The organism is Adhaeribacter soli (assembly GCF_008727925.1).
Classification (GTDB): domain Bacteria; phylum Bacteroidota; class Bacteroidia; order Cytophagales; family Hymenobacteraceae; genus Adhaeribacter_A; species Adhaeribacter_A soli.
In genome coordinates, this window is the sequence record NZ_VTWT01000005.1 from 115,720 (window position 1) to 139,218 (window position 23,499).

Annotated in this window: 6 protein-coding genes; 5 read left to right on the forward strand and 1 reads right to left on the reverse strand. The window is 50.9% G+C overall.

Features of this window, described 5'->3' with window-relative positions; all coding sequences use genetic code 11:
* Nucleotides 1-34 precede the first annotated feature (34 nt).
* The 3 genes from F0P94_RS10185 to F0P94_RS10195 all read left to right on the forward strand — a co-directional run bounded on the left by F0P94_RS10185 (nt 35) and on the right by F0P94_RS10195 (nt 15,088).
* Entirely contained in the window at nt 35-3,568 is a 3,534-nt protein-coding gene (locus tag F0P94_RS10185; protein ID WP_150903779.1) for a T9SS type A sorting domain-containing protein, read from the forward strand.
* Between the two features lie 450 nt (nt 3,569-4,018).
* Complete coding sequence (locus F0P94_RS10190; RefSeq protein WP_191907005.1) at nt 4,019-9,373, forward strand: CARDB domain-containing protein; 5,355 nt, start codon at nt 4,019-4,021, stop codon at nt 9,371-9,373.
* 516 nt (nt 9,374-9,889) lie between these two features.
* Entirely contained in the window at nt 9,890-15,088 is a 5,199-nt protein-coding gene (locus tag F0P94_RS10195) for a T9SS type A sorting domain-containing protein (protein WP_150903781.1), read from the forward strand.
* 279 nt (nt 15,089-15,367) lie between these two features.
* Here the strand turns inward: F0P94_RS10195 and F0P94_RS10200 are convergent, their stop codons facing one another.
* Nucleotides 15,368-16,303 carry a helix-turn-helix domain-containing protein gene (locus F0P94_RS10200; protein ID WP_150903782.1) on the reverse strand — a complete coding sequence of 312 codons (936 nt, stop codon included), beginning with the start codon at nt 16,301-16,303 and terminating at the stop codon, nt 15,368-15,370.
* A gap of 422 nt (nt 16,304-16,725) precedes the next feature.
* On the opposite strand from F0P94_RS10200, the gene F0P94_RS10205 reads away from it, so the two are divergent.
* Together F0P94_RS10205 and F0P94_RS10210 are read left to right on the forward strand one after the other, a co-directional pair.
* Entirely contained in the window at nt 16,726-21,231 is a 4,506-nt protein-coding gene (locus tag F0P94_RS10205) for a T9SS type A sorting domain-containing protein (protein ID WP_150903783.1), read from the forward strand.
* Nucleotides 21,232-21,561: 330 nt separating this feature from the next.
* Nucleotides 21,562-23,331: a T9SS type A sorting domain-containing protein gene (locus F0P94_RS10210; protein WP_150903784.1), complete on the forward strand. Its 1,770-nt coding sequence runs from the start codon at nt 21,562-21,564 to the stop codon at nt 23,329-23,331.
* Nucleotides 23,332-23,499: the final 168 nt, after the last annotated feature.

Sequence of the window (23,499 nt, forward strand, 5' to 3'; positions counted from 1 at the left end):
GTAATGTTGAATCATTAACATTCACTGAACTACTATGAAAAAACTTTACTTACTCCTGTGGCTGGTGGCATTCGCTTCTTTCAGCCAGGCCCAGAACCTCGTCACTATTCCTTCGGCCAACCCGACGGGCTCAACTGACAGGCGCCCGCTTGCCAGCTGGTGGGGTCACGAACGCAGCGCCATGATCTACCAAAGCTCAGAGATCAATGCGAGCGGCTCTATTACTTCAGTTGGTTTTTACATTGAACAAAACCTGCTACCGGCCGGCACCATTATCCCGATCAAGGTTTACATGAAAACCACAACTGCCAGTACGCTTTCTTCCTCAACGGTAGCTACTGAACAGGCCGGAGCAACCCTGTTGTTCGATGCCCCGGTTACGATAGGCGGTCTGCCCGTTAATTCTTGGATTACCTTAAACCTTACCACACCTTTTGTTTACAACGGTACTGATAATCTCGAGATTATTACCGAAGCCAATTATGGCGGAACCGGCGTTGGCACCAGCACCGATCTGTACTTCCGGCATACCCCGGCTGGCGGTGACCGTCTTCAGTATTGGAGCGCCGACCTGACACCGCCTACCGGCACCGGCACCATTTCTACCAGCCGCCCGAACGTTCAGTTAGGGTTTACCGCTTCCCAACCAAACGATGTAGCAATTACTGCTATTACCACGCCGGTTTCGGGTTGCGGTCACAGCGCCCAGGAAGAGATCTGCGTTACCATCGCTAATTTTGGGACAGCTTCCCAGAGCAATATTCCCGTTAGCTACACCCTGAACAACCTACCCGCAGTTACTGCAGTAGTTCCCGGTCCGCTTGCTTCCGGGGCCACCCTAAACTTCTGTTTCCCGGTAAAGGCCAACATGAGCACTACGGGCACTTACACCATTACGGCCCAAACGGCCCTGAGCGGTGATGCCAACACTGCCAACGATTCCAGATCCAAAACGGTTAATTCAATTCCGAGTATCGCAACATTCCCATACACCCAGGATTTTGAAGCAGGCCCAGGCGGTTGGACCACTGGCGGCAATAGCTCATCCTGGGCGCTCGGCACCCCGGCTAAACCCATTATCAACTCAGCGGGTTCAGGCACTAATTCCTGGATCACGAGCCTGACCGGAGATTACAATGATAATGAGCAATCGCATGTAGTAGGCCCTTGCTTTAACTTCAGCTCTCTGGTTCAGCCTCTCATCACCCTGAAGATCTGGTGGAACATGGAGAATAGCTGGGATAAAGCTGCCCTCCAGTCTTCCATCGACGGTGGGGCTACCTGGCAGCATGTGGGCGCTTTCGGCGACCCTAATAACTGGTACAACAACAATAGTACTTCTGGCCCAGGCGTTGGCGGCGGCATCCAATTAGGCTGGAGCGGAAGAGCATCCACCAGCAATGGCTCCGGCGGCTGGGTAACTGCCAAGCACGCCTTAACCGGCCTGGGCGGGCAGTCTTCCGTAATGCTGCGCGTGGCTTTCGGCTCCGATGGTTCTGGTGTAGACGACGGCTTTGCTTTCGACGATGTGAGTATTTTTGAATCTCCGGCCAACGATGTTGGGGTGGTAGCCCTGACCGCTCCGGCGCTTTCCGGCTGCGGTTTCACCACTACCGAACAGGTTTGCATTACCATCACCAACTTTGGTTCGGTAGCCACTACTTCCTTCCCGGTTTCTTACCAGATCGGCAACAACCCGGTTGTAACCGAAACGGTAAGCACCCCGATTGCTCCGGGCGCTAGCCTGAATTACTGCTTTACCACCCGCGCCAACTTGGCTGCCGGCGGTAACTATAACTTCACTTTCACTACCAACCTGGCAAACGATGGCGACCCAAGCAATAACACCTTGACCAAGGTAGTTGCCAACCCGCTCATCAACGTGTTCCCACATACCCAGGATTTTGAAACTTCTACTGCAGGCGCACCGGGCACCTTGCCGGCCGGCTGGAGCATTACACCTGCTACCGGTTTCCGCTGGGAAGTAGAAGACGGCCCGACTTCCTCAACCGATACCGGCCCGAACGTAGACCATACAACCGGCGCAGCAGGCGGTAAATTTGTTTACACCGAAGCTTCTTCCGGCTCAACCGGAGACATTGCCGAACTGATTTCCCCATGCATCGACCTGACGGGTTTATCAACCCCTGGCTTTGAATTCTGGTACCACATGGCCGGCATTGCCATGGGCTCGCTCGACGTAGATGTATCTACCAACAACGGCACAACTTGGACTACCCTGCACACATATACTGGAGCACAGCAGGCAAACGAGTCTGACCCTTGGTTGAAGCGCACCATCAGCCTGGCAGGTTATACCGGCATGGTAAAGATCCGCTTCAAAGGAACCCGCGGCAACAGCTTTGAAGGTGACATGGCCATTGACGACGTACGCTTCTACAACATTGGCGCAGTAGATCTAGGTATTACTTCCTTTACCCCATTAACCAAGATCTGCGGCTTTACCAACAACGAGCAGGTTCAGGTAATGATCGATAACCTGGGCGGCCTGAATGCCACCGGCTTTACCATGTCGTACACGGTAGACGGCGGCACTGCGGTAACAGAAACCTTTACCGGTACGCTGGCCCCGAACTCTCCAACTACCTTCACCTTTGCCCAGGGCGCGAACCTTTCTGCCCCAGGCCCGCACACAATTGTGGTAACCATTACCGGCAACGGCGATCCGAATGCTACTAACAACACCATTACCTACACCATTACCAACGCTACTTTAACGGGTATGCCACCGGTGATCGACTTTGAAACCGCTACCACCGACCTGTCGATCATGCGGGTAGTAAAAGGCACCAAAGGTAACGTTACCGAAGGAACTGGCGCCAGCTTTGGCACAACTTCTACCGAAGGTATGATCATGGATGCAACTTCAGCTACCGGCTGGACCATTCCTGCCGGACCAACCAACCCATGGACCAATAACCTGGATAACTTTGCCGGCACTTACCTGTGCTTTAATCCGACCAGCAACGGCCAGAACGACTCACTGTGGCTGTACTTTGATCTGAAGCAGCTCTACAAAGGAGCCAGTGCCAACACCAACTTCCGCGTAACCGTGAACGGTACCCCGGTTGGCGGCAACCAGACCACTCCGGCCAACACCTACCGTCCGCCGTTCTCCGGCACCGGCGGAACTACCAACTGGACCCCGATCAAGATCAGCCTGCTGCAGTATGCCAACCTGCCAAACATCCAGATCGGTTTCGAATCGAGCGTGTCTGAGCCGTATGCCAACGGCACCGGAACTGCTAACCTGATAGACAACATCCGCATCCGCAGAGTGGCTGCCTCTCCAAGCGGAGTAAGCAAAGGGTTACTGGCTGGCCAAGTGAATGTTTATCCGAACCCATCGGCTGGTATCTTCCAGGTAAGCCTGCCGGAAGGCAAAGTTTACCAACTGGAAGTAACCGACCTGACCGGCAGAAGAATCCTGAGCAAAGAAACCAGGGATAACACAAGCCTTGATCTCAGCAAAGCTGCCAAAGGTATTTACCTGCTGAAAGTAACTACCCAGGGTGCTTCTACCATGAAGAAGATCATTGTGGAATAAACTCCCTGATACAGATAGTGAAACGCTATCTTTTAAACAAAAAAAACTCCTGCTTTAAACGGCAGGAGTTTTTTTTATTTAAAAGATAGTCAACACAAGAGGTGTCAAACCAGGACCTTAACCATTCTTTTCTCTTATCTCCACCTATAACCATAAAAAGCTTTAACTTTTACTTTACTCCCCCTGCTACTGGCAGGTGGAGCAAGGCCGTAAACAGGCCTGTGGCTCACAAGGCTACGCTTCTTAATTTTAGAATTTTTAATGGATTGTAATGCGGCTGGCTACAGCAATACTTTTCTTCACACACGGCATATCACAGCCAACATTAACTACACTGTCTGTTTTACTCAGCCCTTACCGCTTGGCACAAATATAAAGGAACTGCCTCTCTGTTGCATTCTTCATTTAATTTCATTAAAATTGGAGCGTTATCATTCAACAATTTTTTTTATGAAAAAACTTTACCTACTACTTGGCGTGTTGGCAAGCAGCGGTTTGGCACAGGCTCAAACAACCTGTGGCACTACAGTGTCTGTCTTCCCTCACATCCAGAACTTCGAGACAGCGACTGCTGGTTCACCTGGAGTGCTCCCGACCGGCTGGACCGGCAGCCCGACCACCGGCTACCGTTGGGAAGTTGAAGACGGCCCCGTAGGTTCCACCGGTACCGGGCCCAGTGCAGACCATACGACTGGCGCCGCAGGCGGCAAGTATGTGTACGGCGAAACTTCTTCAGGCGCTACCGGAGCCATTGCTTACCTTACATCTCCCTGTATTGACCTTACTGGCCTGACAGCTCCGGGTATCCAGTTCTGGTACCATATGAATGGAGCAACTATTGGTTCTCTGGAACTGGAGATCACAACCAATGGCGGCAATACCTGGACCTTACTGCCGGGCTCCACAATTTCAGGTGCCCAACAGACAGCAGCTACAGACCCGTGGCTTCGCAAAACCGTTAGCCTGGCTGGGAACACAGGAACTGCCCAGGTGCGCTTCAAAATAACCCGCGGCTCCAGCTTTACCGGCGATATTGCCATCGATGATGTTAAATTCTTCAGCATCCCGGCAGTAGATGCGGAAATAACAGCTTTAACCTCACCTTCTACTTTTACCGGATGCGGCTTTACGGCCACCGAAAACGTTACGGTTACCATTCAGAATAACGGCAATGCTGCTATTTCTTCCATTCCCGTACGCTACCAGATCGGCACCAATGCCCCGGTAAACGAAACAGCTAATATTACGATTGCTCCCGGCGCAACCGGTACTTATACTTTTACCGCCAAAGCGAACCTGGCTGCCGGCGGTACTTATAACTTAACTGCTACTGTTCTGTTACCCTCAGACGGCGACCAGAGCAACGACGCTAAAACCAGAACAATCGTAAATCCACTTGTTGCTACTTTTCCTAGCATCCAGGATTTTGCTACCGCAACAGCTGGCGCGCCGGGTGTAATGCCAAGTGGCTGGCTTGCCAGCCCTGCAACCGGTTTCCGCTGGGAAGTTGACACGGACCAACCTGCTTCGGGTACGACTTCCGGCCCGGCTGCCGACCACACTACCGGCACCCCTGGAAACGGCAAGTATGCCTTTACGGAATCATCTTCCGGCGCTGCAGGCGCCATAGCATACCTGACTTCACCTTGCATTAACCTTACCGGCCTCACAACCCCGGGCATGGAGTTCTGGTACCATATGCATGGCGCCACCACAGGTTCTATGGAAGTGGAGATCTCTACCGATGGCGGCACTACCTGGACCCTTGTTCCTGGTTCGGCTATTACAGGCCCGCAGCAAACTTCAGCTACAGCGCCATGGCAGAAAAAAGTTGTAAGTTTTACCGGTTTTACGGGAACGGTGCAGGTACGTTTTAAAGGTACCCGCGGCAGCGGCACTTCCGGCGATATGGCAATCGATGATGTTAAGTTCTTCAACATTCCGGCAATTGACGCCGAGTTAGCTGCCATTACGTCACCGGCTGTTTCGGGCTGCGGCTTTACTGCTAATGAGAACGTAACAATTACTATTAAGAACAACGGCACGACAGCCCTTACTGCTGTCCCGGTGCGCTATCAGATCGGTACTACTACCGTAAATGAAACTGCTTCGGTAAATATTGCTCCCGGCGCTACTGGTACCTACACCTTTACTGCTAAAGTAAATCTGGTCACTCCTGGCACTTACACGTTAACAACAACTGTGTTACAGCCATCCGACGGAGATCCAAGCAACGATGTTCAAACCAGAACCATAAATGTTATTCCGAACATATCTGCTTTCCCTTATTTCCAGAACTTTGAAAGCGGCGCAGGCGGTTGGATAAGCGGTGGAACCAATTCTTCCTGGGCGCTGGGCACACCTGCCAAACCCATAATCAACACGGCAGGATCCGGCACGAGTTCCTGGATCACAAGCCTGACAGGTGGCTACAATGATAATGAGGACTCTTATGTGGTAGGGCCTTGTTTTAACTTCAGCACAATATCCCAGCCTATCATTACGATGAAGATCTGGTGGAACCTGGAGAACAACTGGGATAAAGCTGCCCTGCAGTCTTCCATTGACGGCGGCGCCACCTGGCAACATGTAGGTGCTTTCGGCGACCCGAACAACTGGTACAACAACAACAGCACTTCCGGCCCAGGTGTTGGCGGCGGAATAAAATTAGGCTGGAGCGGAAGAGCATCCACTAGCAATGGTTCCGGTGGCTGGGTAACAGCCAAACATGCCTTAACCGGCCTGGGTGGCCAGTCTTCGGTAATGTTGCGCATTGCGTTAGGCTCCGATGGCTCCAATGTTGATGATGGCTTTGCTTTCGATGATATTACGATCATGCAAACTCCCGCCAATGATGTTGGTCTGACGGCTTTCACGGCCCCTGTTTTAAGCGGCTGCAGCTATTCGGCTACCGAGCAGATCTGTATCCCTATTACCAACCATGGTTCTGCGGCTACTCCTTCTTTCCAGGTAAGTTACCAGATCGGTTCCAATCCTGCTGTAACAGAAACAGTAACTACCCCGATTGCTCCGGGCGCGACCTTAAATTACTGCTTTACTACTAGTGCAAACCTGAGCGCAGGCGGCACTTACAACTTCACGTTCACTACTACTTTAACCGGTGATGCTGATCCAAGCAATAATACAATTACCAAAACGGTCGTAAACCCGGTGATATCCACCCTCCCGCACCAGGAGACCTTTGCATCGGCAACTGCCGGCGCTCCGGGCGTGTTGCCTTTGGGTTGGACAGCCAGCCCGACAACCGGCTTCCGCTGGGAAATTGACACAGATCAGCCTGCTTCCGGTACCGGCTCCGGCCCTGCCGCCGACCATACCACCGGCACTCCCGGCGCCGGCAAATATGCGTTCACAGAATCTACCTCAGGTAGCGCTGGCAGCTTTGCTTATCTTACCTCCCCTTGCATTAACCTGACCGGCCTTGCTAACCCAGGCGTAGAATTCTGGTACCATATGCACGGCGCTACCATAGGTTCTCTGGAGCTGGAGATATCCAATAACGGAGGTACTACCTGGACCCCTGTTCCAAACTCTGCCATTTCCGGCACCCAGCAAACAAGCAATACTGCTCCTTGGCTGAAAAAGACCGTAAGTCTTGCCGGAAATACCGGTACTGTTTCAGTTAGATTTAAGGCAACCCGCGGAAGCGGCACAACCGGCGATATGGCGATCGATGATTTAAGATTCCTCGATATTCCTGCCATAGATGCCGAACTAACAACAGTAACATTACCGGCGAATAGCTGCAGCTTGACCACTTCTGAGAACGTATGCATTACTGTTACAAATAATGGTAATGCTTCAATTTCTAATGTTCCGGTTAGCTATACTATAAATGGGGGCACCGCCGTGGCAGAAACCATACCTGGCCCGATTGCAGTAGGCGCAAGTTTACAATATTGCTTTACAACCAAAGCGAATTTAAGCACCCCTAATGCTTATACCGTTAGCGCAACAGTAAACCTGGCCGGCGATGGTGATAACAGCAACAACACAACTACCGGAATCGTAACCTCAATTCCAACCATTACAGCCAACTCCCTGCCTTACTTCCAGAACTTCGACAATGGTCCGGCGGGCTGGACAGCTGGCGGTGCCAACTCTTCCTGGGTACTCGGTACGCCGGCCAAGTCAGTAATTAACACGGCTGCTTCCGGCACCAATTCATGGGTTACCAGCTTAAGCGGAACCAACAATACAAACGAAAAATCTTTTGTACAAGGTCCTTGCTTTAACTTCAGTGGCGTAGCTGATCCTGATTTTGAAATGAAAATCTGGTGGGAATCTGAATCAAGCTGGGATGGCGCTGTGCTGCAGTCTTCTATTGACGGTGGAGCAACCTGGCAGAATGTAGGTGCTGTAGGCGACCCCAACAACTGGTATAACGACAATTCCATCAGCGGAAACCCGGGCGAACAGCCATCTGCTTCATCTGCTGAAGGCTGGACAGGCCGTACTGGCGGTTCTATTCTGGGAAGCGGCGGTTGGGTACTTGCCAAGCACAAGCTTACCGGCCTTGGCGGACAGTCTTCCGTGCTACTGCGAGTTGCTTTCGGTGCTGACGGCAGCGGTAATTATGACGGATTTGCTTTTGACGACATCCGCATTGGAGATAACTCCAACAACTTAGCCATAAACGCCTTTGTACCGCTTACCCAGATCTGCGGCTTCGGAACGAACGAAAAAGTAGAAGTAGTACTGGAAAACCAGGGTAGCATTCCTGCTTCCGGCTATACCGTTAGCTACACAGTAAATAACGGCACTACCACAACCACACCGGTTAGCGTACCTGGCCCTACCCTGGCTCCTGGCACTCCGACTAACTTTACGTTCCCGACCGGTGCGAACCTGTCTGCTCCTGGTGCTTACACCATTGTAGTTACTGTAACCATGGCAGGCGACCCGGACGTTTCAAACAACACCATTACCTACACCATTACCAACGCTACCCTAACCGGTATGCCGCCGGTGATCGACTTTGAAACCGCTACTACCGACCTGTCGATCATGCGGGTAGTAAAAGGCACCAAAGGTAACGTTACCGAAGGAACTGGCGCCAGCTTTGGCACAACTTCTACCGAAGGTATGATCATGGATGCAACTTCAGCTACCGGCTGGACCATTCCTGCCGGACCAACCAACCCATGGACCAATAACCTGGATAACTTTGCCGGCACTTACCTGTGCTTTAATCCGACCAGCAACGGCCAGAACGACTCACTGTGGCTGTACTTTGATCTGAAGCAGCTCTACAAAGGAGCCAGTGCCAACACCAACTTCCGCGTAACCGTGAACGGAACCCCAGTTGGTGGCAACCAGACCACTCCGGCCAACACCTACCGTCCACCATTTACAGGAACCGGAGGTACAACCAACTGGACCCCGATCAAGATCAGCCTGCTGCAGTATGCCAACCTGCCGAACATCCAGATCGGTTTTGAGTCGAGCGTGTCTGAGCCGTATGCTAATGGCACCGGAACTGCTAACCTGATAGACAACATCCGCATCCGCAGAGTAGCTACTACTACAACCGGAATAAGCAAAGGTTTACTGGCCGGACAGGTGAATGTTTATCCGAACCCATCGGCTGGTATCTTCCAGGTGAGCCTGCCGGAAGGCAAAGTTTACCAACTGGAAGTAACCGACCTGACCGGCAGAAGAATCCTGAGCAAAGAAACCAGGGATAACACAAGCCTTGATCTCAGCAAAGCTGCCAAAGGTATTTACCTGCTGAAAGTAACTACCCAGGGTGCTTCTACCATGAAGAAGATCATTGTAGAATAAGCTCCCTGATAGTACCTTAACTGAAAAGCCCCGCTAAAATTAGCGGGGCTTTTTCTTTGATGGCAATGGGTAAAAAAGGCTTTAACGAAATCTCTCTAACCAAAAACGCTACCTACCTGGCATAAAAAACTCCTGCTTTAAACGGCAGGAGTTTTTTATGTAAATAATAACCCTTAGCGGGTTTCAGTGTCATAAACAAGCCAACAGATTGTAAACGAAGGTGTTATCCTTAAATACTTTCATTAACTTTTCAATATTAACATTTCAGAAATAAAAATAAACCAGAATAAATAGTACAAATTCGCCAATCCCTTTTTCTCTTCCAGGTGGTTTCAGTAACATTCCAGATAAAAATAGTACCCATAACTACTGGAAAATATCATATAACATAAACAATAAAAGCTTCAAATCTGTTTTGCACTTTTCCCTCCTGGTGTTATAACGGTTTGCATTGAATTTATAATAAACTATAAATTAAGGGCTTAAACAATCTTTCATTTACCCAAAACCACTACCATGAAAAAAATTTTAACCTTTACCTTACTCTACCTGCTGCTGGTAGGCGGAGCTAGGTCGCAACAGCCCTGTACATCACCAATTTCTTCTTTCCCTTACTTTGAAAATTTTGAAACCGGTGCAGGCGGCTGGATGGCGGGTGGCACCAATTCTTCCTGGGCACTCGGAACGCCTATAAAGCAGGTAATCAATACTGCCGCTTCGGGTACAAACTCCTGGGTAACCAATTTATCCGGACCTTACAGAGCCAACGAACAATCTTACGTAATGAGCCCCTGCTTTAGTACCATGTCGATGACGCAGCCGGTACTGGAAATGAAGATCTGGTGGAGCTCTGAATCTAATTGGGATGGTGCTGTTTTGCAATCTTCTTCCGACGGAGGCTTAACCTGGCAGCGGGTGGGCGCCCGAAATGACCCTCATAACTGGTACAACAACAACACCATTAAAAGCGGACCAGGCGGACAGACACCTGGCTCAGCACATGGCTGGTCTGGCAGCACCCAGACTAACAATGGTTCCAGAGGCTGGGTTATTGCCAAACATCCTTTAACCGGTTTAGGCCAGCAAACGAATCTGCGCCTGCGCATTGCATTTGCCTCTGATACCCTTTTCCACGAAGACGGTTTTGCGTTCGACGATGTTTCCATTTACGACACCCCAACCAATGATGCCAGCTTAACGGCGCTTACCAGCCCGCAAAGTTCGGTGCAGCCCAACGTAAGCACCCCGGTAACAGTAACGCTGAAGAACCTGGGAATTGCCAACCTTACTAATGCGAAATTAGGTTTCAGCGTAAACGGCACTACCGTGTTGAACAATTACTCTTTTAGCGGGAATCTTACACAAAACCAGTCAGCCACCGCTTTAACCATAGGCAATTACACGTTCCAGCCGGGCATTCACACGCTTAAAGCCTGGAGCAGCCAGCCAAACGGATTACCTGATGGCGATACAAGCAACGACACGATAACCACTACCATTTATACCTGCAGTACCTTATCGACTTATACTATAAATCAAAACGCACCCAGCTCCGGCACCAATTTCCAATCATTCGGAGCAGCGGTCCGGTCCTTATCGATCTGCGGCATTGCAGGGCCGGTAGTGCTGGATGTGGCTGCCGGCAGCGGCCCTTACACCGAAACCGTGGTCCTGAGCAATATTAACGGCGCAAGTGCTACCAACACGGTTACAATTAACGGAAACGGCAATACTATCATTAATGCCGCCACCTCCGGCGATGCCCTTAAACTGGACGGCGCTAAATATTACCGGATCAGCAACCTGAAGGTAAATTCAAATCCGGCAGCTACCGGTGGTACGGTGGTAACCTTAACCAATTCTTCGCAGAACAATACGTTTACCGGCTGTACCTTTACCCATAGCATTACCACCACTACTAATTCCGCCCGGGTGGTGGCCCTGGCTTCCGGCAGCAGCAACAATACGTTCCAGAACGATACCATTATAGGAGGTTACGTGGCAATCCACAATTTCGGGTCATCTTCTTCCAACAGCAACAGCGGCAATTCGTTTATAGGAAATGTAATTCAGGATCCGCATAACTTCGGTATTCACCTCCAGTATAATTCCAATACGCTGTACGAAGGGAATGATATTAGCTGGCCGAACCGCACCAGTACCAGCGGCATTTACGGCATGTACGTGGCCAATGGCAATTCCGGGGTAACTATTAGTAAAAACCGGATCCACAATACCCACGATGTGGCGGTGGTAACCACCGGTACGGTTTATGGGATCTATTGCCTCGCGGGAGGAACTTCAACCGGGGTGAACATTATTAAGAATAACCTGATCTACAACATCAACAATAATGGAGGAACCCTTTACGGGCTTTATCATTCGGCAGGCGACAACACTTATTACTACAATAATACCGTTGCCTTCGATGACCCGACCATTGTTCACAATAACCTGCGGGGAATGCACTTCTCAAATGCAGCTACGAACGTGAAGTTTATCAACAACATTATTAGTTTAAGCACCCAGGCAACCAACAAGCATGCGCTTTACGTGGTAAATACAGGCATTTCGCTGGTCAGCAACAACAACGTTTTGTATGCGCCCGGCGGGAAAGTGGGCTATTTTGCCGCCGATAAGGTTACGCTGGCAGACTGGCAGGCCGTTAACAACAATGCTTATGACCAGGCTTCCGTAGCGGCAGATCCCGAATTCCAGGACCGGGCATCCGGCAACATGAAGCCTACCAATGCTACCGCTCACAACATTGGTCAGCCCCTTACGGACGTGACCGACGATATTACCAACAGCCCCCGTAGTGCCACTACGCCGGATCCCGGGGCCTTCGAAGTGACTCCTGCCCAGTACGATGCCGGTATTACAGCTATTACCTCCCCTGCGGCCACCATTCTTCCGGGCGTTAGCCAGCCGGTTACGATTACGTTTAAAAATTATGGTTCCAATAACCTTACTTCAGCAGTTATAAACTGGACGGTGAACGGCGTAGCTCAAACCAGTTACAACTGGAGTGGTAACCTTGCAAACAACCAGACCTCAGGACCGGTTACGATCGGAAATTATACCTTCCCGGCCGGTACCTTTACCCTGGATGTTTGTATTACCAACCCAAGTGGTCAGCCCGACGGCAATAATTTCAATGACTGCAAAGCGGCAACCATTATTTCCTGCAATGCTTTGGCGGGTACTTACACCATCAATAAGAATCTTCCGGGCTCTGCCACTAATTTCGTATCGTTTACTTCGGCAGCCAATACGCTGAACAGTTGCGGCATCAGCGGCCCGGTTACCATAAACGTGGCTGCCGGAACCGGCCCTTACACCGAAGCCGTAATGTTTAAAGACATCACCGGCACCAGTGCAACCAACACCATAACCATAAACGGCAACGGAAATACCATCGTAAATCCGCTGGTATCGGTAATTTATGCCTTATCCGGCGATGCCCTTACCCTAAATGGCGCAAAATATTACCGCTTCGATAGCCTAAGGGTAAATTCATCGGTAAAAGCCCTGCATGGTGCGGTGGTAGCCCTTAGAAACAATGCCCAGAACAATACCTTTACCGGCTGTACTTTTACCCACAATAACAGTACGGTGTCGCCGTATGCGCAGGCCGTTTTTCTTGGCGCAGGAAGCAGCAACAATACCTTCCGGAACAATACTACCAGAGGAGCCTATTACGCATTCCTGAATAACGGTACGTCATCAAGCATAAATAATGGCAATACATTTACCGGGAATACCATTATAGATGCCCATGGTTCCGCCTTCTATAACCTAAACACTACCGGAACTTTAATTGAACGAAACGACATCAGTAACCCTACCCGGCCCAACACATTTAATTTCACCGGCATTTACCTGAGCAGCAGTACCGGCGTAACCATCAGCAAAAACCGGATCCACAATACGCACGGCGCCTCCTCTTCGCTTACCGGAACTGTTCATGGTATTTACACTTCGGCAGCGGGCACTGCCGGCTCTGAGAACATTATCAAGAACAACATCATTTACAACATCAATAATGTGAACGGAGAATTTATCGGGTTTTACAATACCGGCGGAAATAATACTTACTATTACCACAATACCGTTTCGGTAGATCAAACCAGAGCCCTCCATCCAATTTTGCGGGGCATGCATTTCGGTTCGTCGGCTACCAACGTAAAGTTCATCAACAACATTATTAGCTTAAAGAGCCCCGCAACCGCCAAACACGCCATTTACTTGAACAACCCCTCTATTTCTGTGGTGAGCAACAACAACAACCTGCATGCGCCTAATGGAAACGTGGGTTATTATTCTTCCGACAAAACAACCCTGGCCGACTGGAAAGCCGCCAACAGCAGCGCCTACGACCAGGCCTCCCTTTCAGCCGATCCGGTATTTAAAAACGGCGTAACCGGAGACCTGCGCCCTTCAATAGTAGCATTAGACGATAAAGGCCAGCCGCTGCCGGCTGTAACCGATGATATTACCGGCGTTACCCGCCCGCAGACCACGCCTGACCTTGGTGCATTTGAATTTACCGTACAACCCGACGACGTAGGAATAATTGCTATTTCCGGCCCTAGCATTACGGGCTGCGGCTTAACGACTACCGAACCTATTACCGTTATCATTAAGAACTTCGGCCACGTTACGCAAACCAATATCCCGGTTGCTTATAAAGTGGGTACAGGCAATTTTGTGAATGAAATTTACACGGGTTCGATTGCGGCCAATGCTACGGCTTCCTTTACCTTTACCGCCCTGGCCAACCTGAGCGCTTCCGGTACCCATACCATAGTAGCCATGACGAACCTGAACGGCGACGGCGACCTGACCAACAACAGCGATACCCTGAAGGTAGTGAACTCCCTGATCAGCAACCTGCAAACGGTGCTCGATTTTGAATCTGCTGCTTCCGGCCTTTCCCGGTTCATTACCACGGTTAATTCGCATTCAGGCTTAACCGAAGATCCTGCCGCCAGCTTTGGTACCGGTACCAAAGGCCTGATCATGGATGGCGTGACCGATGCCGCCTGGACCATGCCTACAGGATCTTACAGCCCCTGGAACACCAACCCGAACCATTTTGCCGCCGCTTACCTCTGTTTCGATCCGGGCACCAACGGTCCGAACGATTCGTTGTACCTGCACTTCGATCTGAAACAGCTTTATAAAATTGCCAATGCCAATACCAATTTGCGGATAAGAGTAAACGGCACGCCGGTAGGCGGCAACCAGACTTTGCCGGCCAAGACGTATCGTCCGCCGTTCTCCGGCACCGGCGGCACTACCAACTGGACCCCGATCAGGATCGACCTGACCGATTTTGCCAACCTGCCAAGCATCCGGATCGCGTTTGAATCGAACGTATCAGAATCGTATGCAAACGGCACCGGAACCGCTAACCTGATCGACAATATCCGGATCCGGAAAGTGGTTGCTTCTCCATCCGGAACGACCAAAGACCTTCTAGCCGGTCAGTTAAACGTGTATCCGAACCCTTCGAACGGTATGTTTAACGTAAGCTTGCCGGAAGGAAAAGCTTTCGGGATGGAAGTGACCGACCTGACCGGGCGCGTGATCCTGAAGCAGGATGCGAAGGGAAAAACAAGCCTCGACCTGAGCAAAGCAGCCAAAGGAATTTACCTGTTGAAAGTAACGACTGCGGGTTCAGCTACCGTGAAGAAGATCATTGTAGAATAAGATTCCTGCTTTACCAAAACTGAAAAGCCCCGGCAAGTTGCCGGGGCTTTTTGCTTTTAAAACCGTAGGCTTTAGGGTTGATAAAGTAAACTGCCTTAATAGACCGAAAACCGTAGGAGAAATGCGGTAAAAAGTGCCTGCAGAAGGTTTTAAAGATTTAAGTAGCAGACTAAACAATCGTTTAACCTTAAAGGATCTTTCATTACACAACACTCCAAACATAAGCCCTTTACATATTTTAGTCCTGATACTACTATCCGGATATCATCGTCTTTAAAATTAAAATGAATACCCGGAAGGCGGGACGCCCGTCACTTTTTTGAAAGCTTTGCTGAAGGCGGCCAGATCGGTAAAGTTGAGCAGGTAGGCGATCTCGCTCCAGCGCAATCCTTGCTTGTTCAGCTCCAGGCTTTTTTCGATGCGTTTTTGAAGGAGGTAATGGTACGGGCTAACCTGGAAAGCCTGCCGGAACAAACGGTAGAACCGGAATTCAGACAAGCAACACGTATCGGCCACCTGCTTCATGCTTGTGCCGGTAAACAAGCTTTCCTCCAGCATTTCTTTCCCGATAAGCAAGCGCTGAAAAAGCTCCCGCCGCGTGGTTAACCGGGCCGTTTTCAGGCGGTAATAAGCATTTATAAATTCAAGATTTTCCTGCACCAAGATGCAAACCAGTTCAAAGATCAGTTCACTGGCCGGAGCGCCGTAACTTCCGGAAACCGCACAGGAAATAAGTTTATTTAAAAGTACCTGCAGCTGTTTGCCGGCCATTGCTTCGCGCACCAGGATCTCCGGACTTAAGAGGTAGCGCGGCAGGTTTTCAAAAGAATCAATATCGTCGGGGTGCAGGAGCTGGAACAAAACATCGGTTAAGAGTTCAGCCTCTATGTTCACGCACATTCCCAGGGTTGCGGCACTGGCGATCCGGACATCCACTACCGGCACCGATTCATTCACCAGTAAATATTTTCCACCGGAAACCTGGTACTTTTTCCCCCTGAACCAATACGATTCCAGCCCCTCGGCCACGTACTTGAGGCCGAAAGATTTAGGCTGCAATGCTGCTTCATAAGTATGGTATAAAGAGCTGATGATGCTGTTTTCCGCCAGATCTTTAAAGCCGGCCGTGTAGCTGGCATCGATGTGCAGCAGATCGCACTGGCTGCTGTATAGGGGCTTGCAGGTTTCAGATCCTGCGGGTGTTAATAAATCCACAACCGGTTTGTTATTACGCAGCAAATATCGGTTCCAAAAGCTTTTCCCTCCAATATTCAGCTAATACAATATTCAATTCCCCCTTAAAAAGACAGGATTTTACAACTAATGTACGGGGCAGGAAGTGTTCATTTGAATAAGAAGGAAACCGTCTGCCAGGCTCAGGCAATGCTTTAAGTTTTCGAACAGAGATAGCGCTGCCATTGGCCTGTCTTCCTGTTTAAAAAAGAACACCTGTTGCCTAGCATGGATGAGTACAGCATCGAGCATGAATGGAAGTGATCTGAGAATGCAAAGCAAGACTTTTCAAGCTGAAAATGCTATCGTTTCCGAAGTAAAAAGTAGCTATAAACCATTTTACGTCACAACCAGAAGAACTAATTCCATCAATAAAAACCCGTTAAAAAACACGAACCCAGCCTATGAAAAAACACTATTCTTGCTTACTTGGCCTGCTGCTTAGCGCTACCCTGGCCCAAGCCCAGACCCAGCCGCTACCCTGTTCGGCCACCATTGCCACGTTTCCTTATATGCAGGATTTCGAGAACGGCGCCGGTAACTGGATTGCGGGTGGCACCAACTCCTCCTGGGCGCTCGGAACGCCCGGAAAACTGGAGATCAACGGCGCAGCCTCCGGGCAAAATGCCTGGGTAACAAATTTGCAGGTAGAGCACAACCCCGACGAAAATTCCCAGGTCGTGAGCCCGTGCTTTAATTTCAGCGCCCTGCTTTCGCCGGCAATTGAACTGAAGATCTGGTGGAACAGCGAGCACAAAATGGACGGCGCGGTGGTTCAGTCTTCCATCGATGGCGGCCTTACCTGGCAAAGAGTGGGTGAATTTGGCGACCCCTATAACTGGTATAACGTGGACGATATTTCGGCAGCGCCCGGCGGCCAGACCACCGGCGTTCATGGCTGGTCGGGGCGGGCAGGCTCCATTCCCGGAGCGGGAAGCGGCGGCTGGGTAACGGCCAGGCATAAACTTACCGGTTTGGCCGGACAGGCTTCGGTGCGGCTGCGCATCGCTTTTGCTTCCAACAGTTCTTACGAAGACGATGGTTTTGCTTTCGACGACATTCATATTTATGATACTCCGAACACGGATGCCGGGGTAATAAGCGTGGTATCGCCAACTTCCGCCTGTGGCTTAACTTTGCAGGAAAGCGTTACCATTAAAGTAAAAAACTACGGAAGGCTCACACAAACTTCCATTCCGGTAAGTTACCAGGTAAACAATAATCCACCGGTGCAGGAAACCATTACCACTTCGCTGGCCCCGGACGACACCCTTACCTACACCTTCAACACGAAACTAAACCTGGCTACGGCCGGCACTTATACCCTTAAAGCCCGCACCCTTTTACCTTCCGACGGCATTCCGGCAAATGATACAACTACTGCTTCGGTAACTTCCATCCCAACCATAGCCACGTTTCCGTATTTCCAGAATTTTGAAACCTGGAGCGGCGGCTGGATGCCGCACGGCACGAACGCTTCCTGGGCCTGGGGCACCCCGGCAAAAATGACGATTAACGCCGCCGCATCCGGCACGAAGGCCTGGGCTACGGGCATTTCAGGTTTCCACAATAACAACGAAGATTCGTATGTATTGAGCCCTTGCCTGAATTTCAGCTCCCTTACCACGCCCCTGCTGGAAATGAAAGTCTGGTGGAACAGTGAAGATGCTACAGACGGAGCCGTGCTGCAATCCTCCATCGACGGCGGCCAGACCTGGCAGAACGTGGGTGCTTTCGGCGATCCGTATAACTGGTACAATAAAAACGACATCAGCAGCGCACCGGGCGCGCAAAGTTCGCCGGCTGTGGGTTGGTCGGGCACGAACAACAACCTGCCTTCTACCGGCAGCAACGGCTGGCTGGCCGTGCGGCACGTACTCACCGGCCTGGGCGGGCAGCCAAACGTAAAACTCCGGATCGCGTTTGCTTCCAACACTTTCCTGGCCGACGATGGCTTTGCCTTCGATGATGTTGCCATTTATGAAATGCCGGCCAACGATGTGGGCATTACGGCATTGAACGCCCCGGTTTCCGGGAATTGCGGAGCCGGCACCCAGGAAAACGTTACCGTAACGATCAAAAACCATGGCGCGGCTACCTTAACTTCCATTCCGGTTACTTACCAGATCGGAACCAATACGCCGGTTAGCGGCACCTTTACCGGCTCGCTTGCTTCCGGCGCTTCCACTACCTTTACCTTCCCTACCAAAGCCGATCTGAGCGCAGGCGGCAACTTTAAAATTACCGCATCTACCGCGCTTGCGGCCGATACCTTTCTGCAGAATAACAGCCTTAGCGATAGCATTTCTATTTTCAATCCGATAGCTGCTTTCCCGCACCTGGAAGACCTGGAGAATGCCGTTTCGGGTGCGCCTGGTACGTTCCCGGCAGGCTGGACCTACACGACCGGGCCCGGCATGTTCTATCCATATAGCTGGCAGGTGCAGGAAGGTCCTACGCCGATGTCAGGTACCGGTCCGGAAGTGGACCATACGCTGGGCACTGCTTCGGGCAAATACGTGGTGGCCATGACCATGAACGGCAGCCCCGGCGATTCGACCGAACTAATCTCGCCCTGCATTAATATTTCTGCTTTAACTACGCCGGGTTTTAGTTTCTGGTACCACATGGCCGGCACGGCAATGGGCAAACTACAGGTGCAGGTTTCTACCGATAACGGTCTGACATGGACTACCCTTTTTGCTTTAAACGGTATGCAGCAGGCCGCAGAAAGTGACCCCTGGAAGAAAAAAGTAGTGAAACTGGCAGGCTATACCGGCAACATTAAACTAAAATTCAAGGCATTTCATGGTTCCGGCCTGGAAGGCGACATTGCCCTGGACGACCTGAAATTCTTTAATATTCCGCCGGTTGATCTGGAAATGTTTGCCCTGACTTTACCCAATACCGGCTGTGGCTTATCGGTTGCGGAAAACATTTGCGTAACCATTCTGAACAACGGTACTTCGGCGCAAAGCAACTTCCCGGTAAGCTACCAGGTAAACGGCGGCAGCACCGTAACCGAAACGTTTAGCGGCTCCATTGCTCCGGGCGCTACGGCGCAATACTGTTTCACCGCCAAAGCGAACTTAAGCCTACCGAATACATATGCCGTAACGACAACTGCTTCCATTACCGGCGACGGCGATGCTACGAATAATTCCCTGACCGGCACCGTAAGCACCTTGCCTACCATTACTTCGCTGCCTTACTCCCAGGATTTTGAAAACGGTAACGGCGGTTGGGTAGCGCGCGGCTTTAATAGCAGCTGGGCTTTAGGTACGCCGGCAAAGAACGTAATCAATTCGGCAGCTTCGGGAAGCAATGCCTGGGTTACGGGCCTTACCGGACAGTACAACAATTTTGAGAATTCCTATGTACTTGGCCCTTGCTTTAACTTCTCGGCGCTGACCGGAGATCCGGACATTGAAATGAAAGCCTGGTGGAACGCCGAAACAGGACGGGATGGCGCTATTTTACAGACCTCCATAGACGGCGGCCAGACCTGGCAGAATGTGGGCGAATTTGGCGACTTGCTGAACTGGTACAACGACTCGACGATCTATGCCCAGCCGGGCGGACAGCAGTTCTTTAAAGCCCGCGGCTGGACCGGCACCCTGGCCGACAAAGGCAGCAAAGGCTGGGTTACCGTAAAACACAAACTTACGGGCATGGCCGGAAAACCTTCGGTACAGTTGCGCATTGCTTTTGCTACCGATATGTTCGGGCAGGAAGACGGCTTTGCTTTCGATGACGTAACCGTAACGGACAATACCCATAACCTGGCGGTAGTTTCCATTGCCCCGGTGGCGGCAGGCTGCGGGTTCGGCAACAACGAAACGGTAGCGGTAGAACTGGAAAACCTGGGCAGCACCCCCATTTCGAATATTAACATGCGCCACACCGTTAACGGCGCCAACCCAGTAACCGAAACGCTTGCCGGCCCGATAGCCGGAGGCTCAAAAGCTACTTACACCTTTACCACCGGCGCGAACCTGAGCAATACCGGTCAGCACCAGCTGGTGGTTACCGCCACGGCCGCCAACGATCCGTTGACCGCCAACAACAGAATTACCTACAATGTGCTGAATGCTTTATACAACACTTTTCCGTTAACCTTCGATTTTGAAACCGCCACAACCGGGATCAATAACCTGCGAACCAGCACCGGCAGCCACTCCACTATTACTACCGGCGCGGGAGCCAGCAACGGGACCGGCACCACCGGCCTGATCATGGATGGCCGGCAGGATAGCATCTGGACCGTGCCGACCAGTACTACGAGTCCGTGGCAAATAAATCCGGCCTATTTTTCGGCTGTCAATTTCTGCATCGATCCGGCAGGTTTGCAGCCAAACGCGCCTTTATGGTTAAGCTTCGATCTGAAACAACTCTTTAAACTGGCCAACAACAATACCAACTTCCGGGTAACCGTAAATGGAACCCAGGTAGGACCTACGTATCGGCCGCCATTTTCCGGCACCCCGATAAGCTGGCAGCAGGTAAACGTAGACCTTTCATCCTACAAAGCAGCCGGTATTATTCGGGTAAGCCTGGAATCGAGTGTAAGCGAGGAATATGACAGCGGTTCCGGAACAGCCAACCTGATTGACAACATTCGCGTGTTTACTCAAAACCCAAGCGGCATGAAAACCGACCTGCTGGCCGGCAACCTGCACGTTTTCCCGAACCCTTCGGCCGGCCTCTTTTACGTTAGCCTGCCTACCGGAAAACCGTTTGCCATGGAAGTTACCGACTTGGCAGGCCGCAGGGTAAAGCAGGTAAGCGTAAACCAGAACAACAACAACACTACTACCCCGCTTAACCTGGCCGGCGTTGCCAAAGGCATTTACCTGCTTAAAATAAGCAGCGAAGGCAGCAGCACGGTAAGAAAGCTGATCGTGGAATAGCAAAGACCTGAGTTTATATTTGATCAAGAGTCCTGCCGCCTGGCAGGACTTTTTTTGTTTCCGGCGGTACCGATTTTCAGATAAAATTTCCCTTTTAAAAGTTCGCAAAAGCAAATATTTACTTTATGCCTGCTTCTGGGTTAAGGAAATTATTCTGCCCAAGAAAGAAAATCAAAAAAAAAATATTCATCTGTAAAGCAACGATTTAGCAACCATATTACGTCTTGCCATCAGCCAAAGGCAAACTGGCAAACTCAGCTTCAGCCAATTGCGCAGGTTCCCTTAAAGCAGGCTACAAAACTTACTGATTCATCAACCTAACCAACTCTCATGAAAAAATCACTACTGTTAACCGTTCTCTTCCTCTTTGCAGGTATGTCGGTATGGGCGCAAAGCACCATTACCCTTGGCACCGGCACAAGCGCGGCAAGCACAAATGCGCTGTTCAGCACCAGTACTACCAGTAATAAATACTCCCGCACCATTGCTATTTACACGGCCGCTGAAATTGCGGCAGCCGGCGGCCTACCGGGCCTGATAACTAAACTGGCCTGGAACAAATCCGGGACCGGGGAATATACGGCCTCCGATATTCAGCTGGCAATTTACATGAAACACGTTACTTATGCTATCCACCCGGTTGACCCGGTAGACTGGGCCACTGAAGCAACTGGCACTACACAAGTTTATAACAGCAGCACGACCAGTTTTCCGACCGGAACCGGCTGGAAGGATTTCATTTTCACTACTCCTTTCCTTTGGAACGGCACCGATAATCTGGAAGTATTTGTAGATTTTTACCGCCCCGGCACCCCTACCGGATCCATAAACTGGGGCTATACCGCTGTAACCAAAGGCGGAACAGCTACCCAGGTAAATAGTAATCCGATCCCAACGGTACGCCTTGCTACCAACCGCCCGAATATGCAGCTAACCTTTGCTCCGACAGCAGCCAACGATGCAGGCATTATAGCCATTACGGCGCCGGTATCCGCCTGCGGCCTCAGCAACCAGGAATCGGTAACGGTTACCATCCGGAATTTAGGTTCTAACACCCTGACATCTATTCCAGTTACTTATTCGGTGAACGGCACTCCGATCCCGGCACCTGAAACTTTCACAGGTTCCCTCAACTCCGGCGCCTCGGCCACCTATACTTTTACTGCCAAAGCAAACCTGGCAGCTGCCGGCCCTTACACCATTCAGGCTTCCACAGCCCTTCCCGGTGATGCCAATGCAGCGAACAATGCCACCACTGTAACGGTAACGAACTCTTTGTCGGCGGGCCTGCCTCAGCTGAATTTTGAAACGCCGGCTACCGGCATCGGAGCCATGCGGATAGTTACCAATGCAAGATCGGCCGTTACCGAAGGCGCCGGGGCCAGCAACGGCAGCGGCTCTACCAAAGGCCTGATCATGGATGGGGTTAACCATACCGGCTGGACGCTTCCTACAACCGGCATCAACGCCTGGGCAAGTAATCCGGATCATTTTTCTTCGGCGACCATCTGCTTTTCGCCAGCCGGCGGAAATCCCAATGACCCTCTATTTCTGGTTTTCGACCTGAAACAACTCTACAAAGGCGCCAATGTGAATACCAATTTCCGGGTGATGGTAAACGGTACACAGGTGGGGCCAACGTATAATCCGCCTTTCGATCCGAACAACCCGGCTACCCCGATTGTGTGGCGCAGAATCTCGGTGGACCTTACTTCGTATAAAAATTTACCGGGCATTGAAATCAGCCTGGAAAGCAGCGTAAAAGAAGAATATGCCAACGGCGCCGGCACTGCCAACCTGATCGATAATCTGGAAGTAATCCGGGCAAACCCGAGTGGAACAACCGGACTTAAAGACGACGTTCTGCAAGCCAAATTGAGCGTATTCCCGAATCCTTCGGCCGGAATTTTTAACGTATCGCTGGCGCAGGGCAAAGCACTGGAACTTGAAGTAACTGACCTGAGCGGCAAGGTGGTAATGAAGCAAAGTACAAAAGCCAATAACGGCCGGTTAGATCTAAGCAAAGCAGCCAAAGGCATTTACCTGCTAAAGGTAATGGCTGAAGGTACTTTCTCGGTAAGAAAGATTGTGGTGGAGTAAAAAACGCTATCCCTTTAATAAAAAAATCCCGCCTCTATCCGGAGCGGGATTTTTTTATTAAAGGGCTTTTAAAATGGTGCCTACCCATTACAAGGGTAAACCCTACCAGATGCGGCCATTACTCCTTGGGTATGAATTGAAACAAATGAAAAAATCCAATTTATGAAC

Coding starts and splice junctions, on each gene's coding strand:
- F0P94_RS10185 (WP_150903779.1), top strand. CDS start 35: ATGAAAAAACTTTACTTACTCCTGTGGCTGGTGGCATTCGCTTCTTTC.
- F0P94_RS10190 (WP_191907005.1), top strand. CDS start 4,019: ATGAAAAAACTTTACCTACTACTTGGCGTGTTGGCAAGCAGCGGTTTG.
- F0P94_RS10195 (WP_150903781.1), top strand. CDS start 9,890: ATGAAAAAAATTTTAACCTTTACCTTACTCTACCTGCTGCTGGTAGGC.
- F0P94_RS10205 (WP_150903783.1), top strand. CDS start 16,726: ATGAAAAAACACTATTCTTGCTTACTTGGCCTGCTGCTTAGCGCTACC.
- F0P94_RS10210 (WP_150903784.1), top strand. CDS start 21,562: ATGAAAAAATCACTACTGTTAACCGTTCTCTTCCTCTTTGCAGGTATG.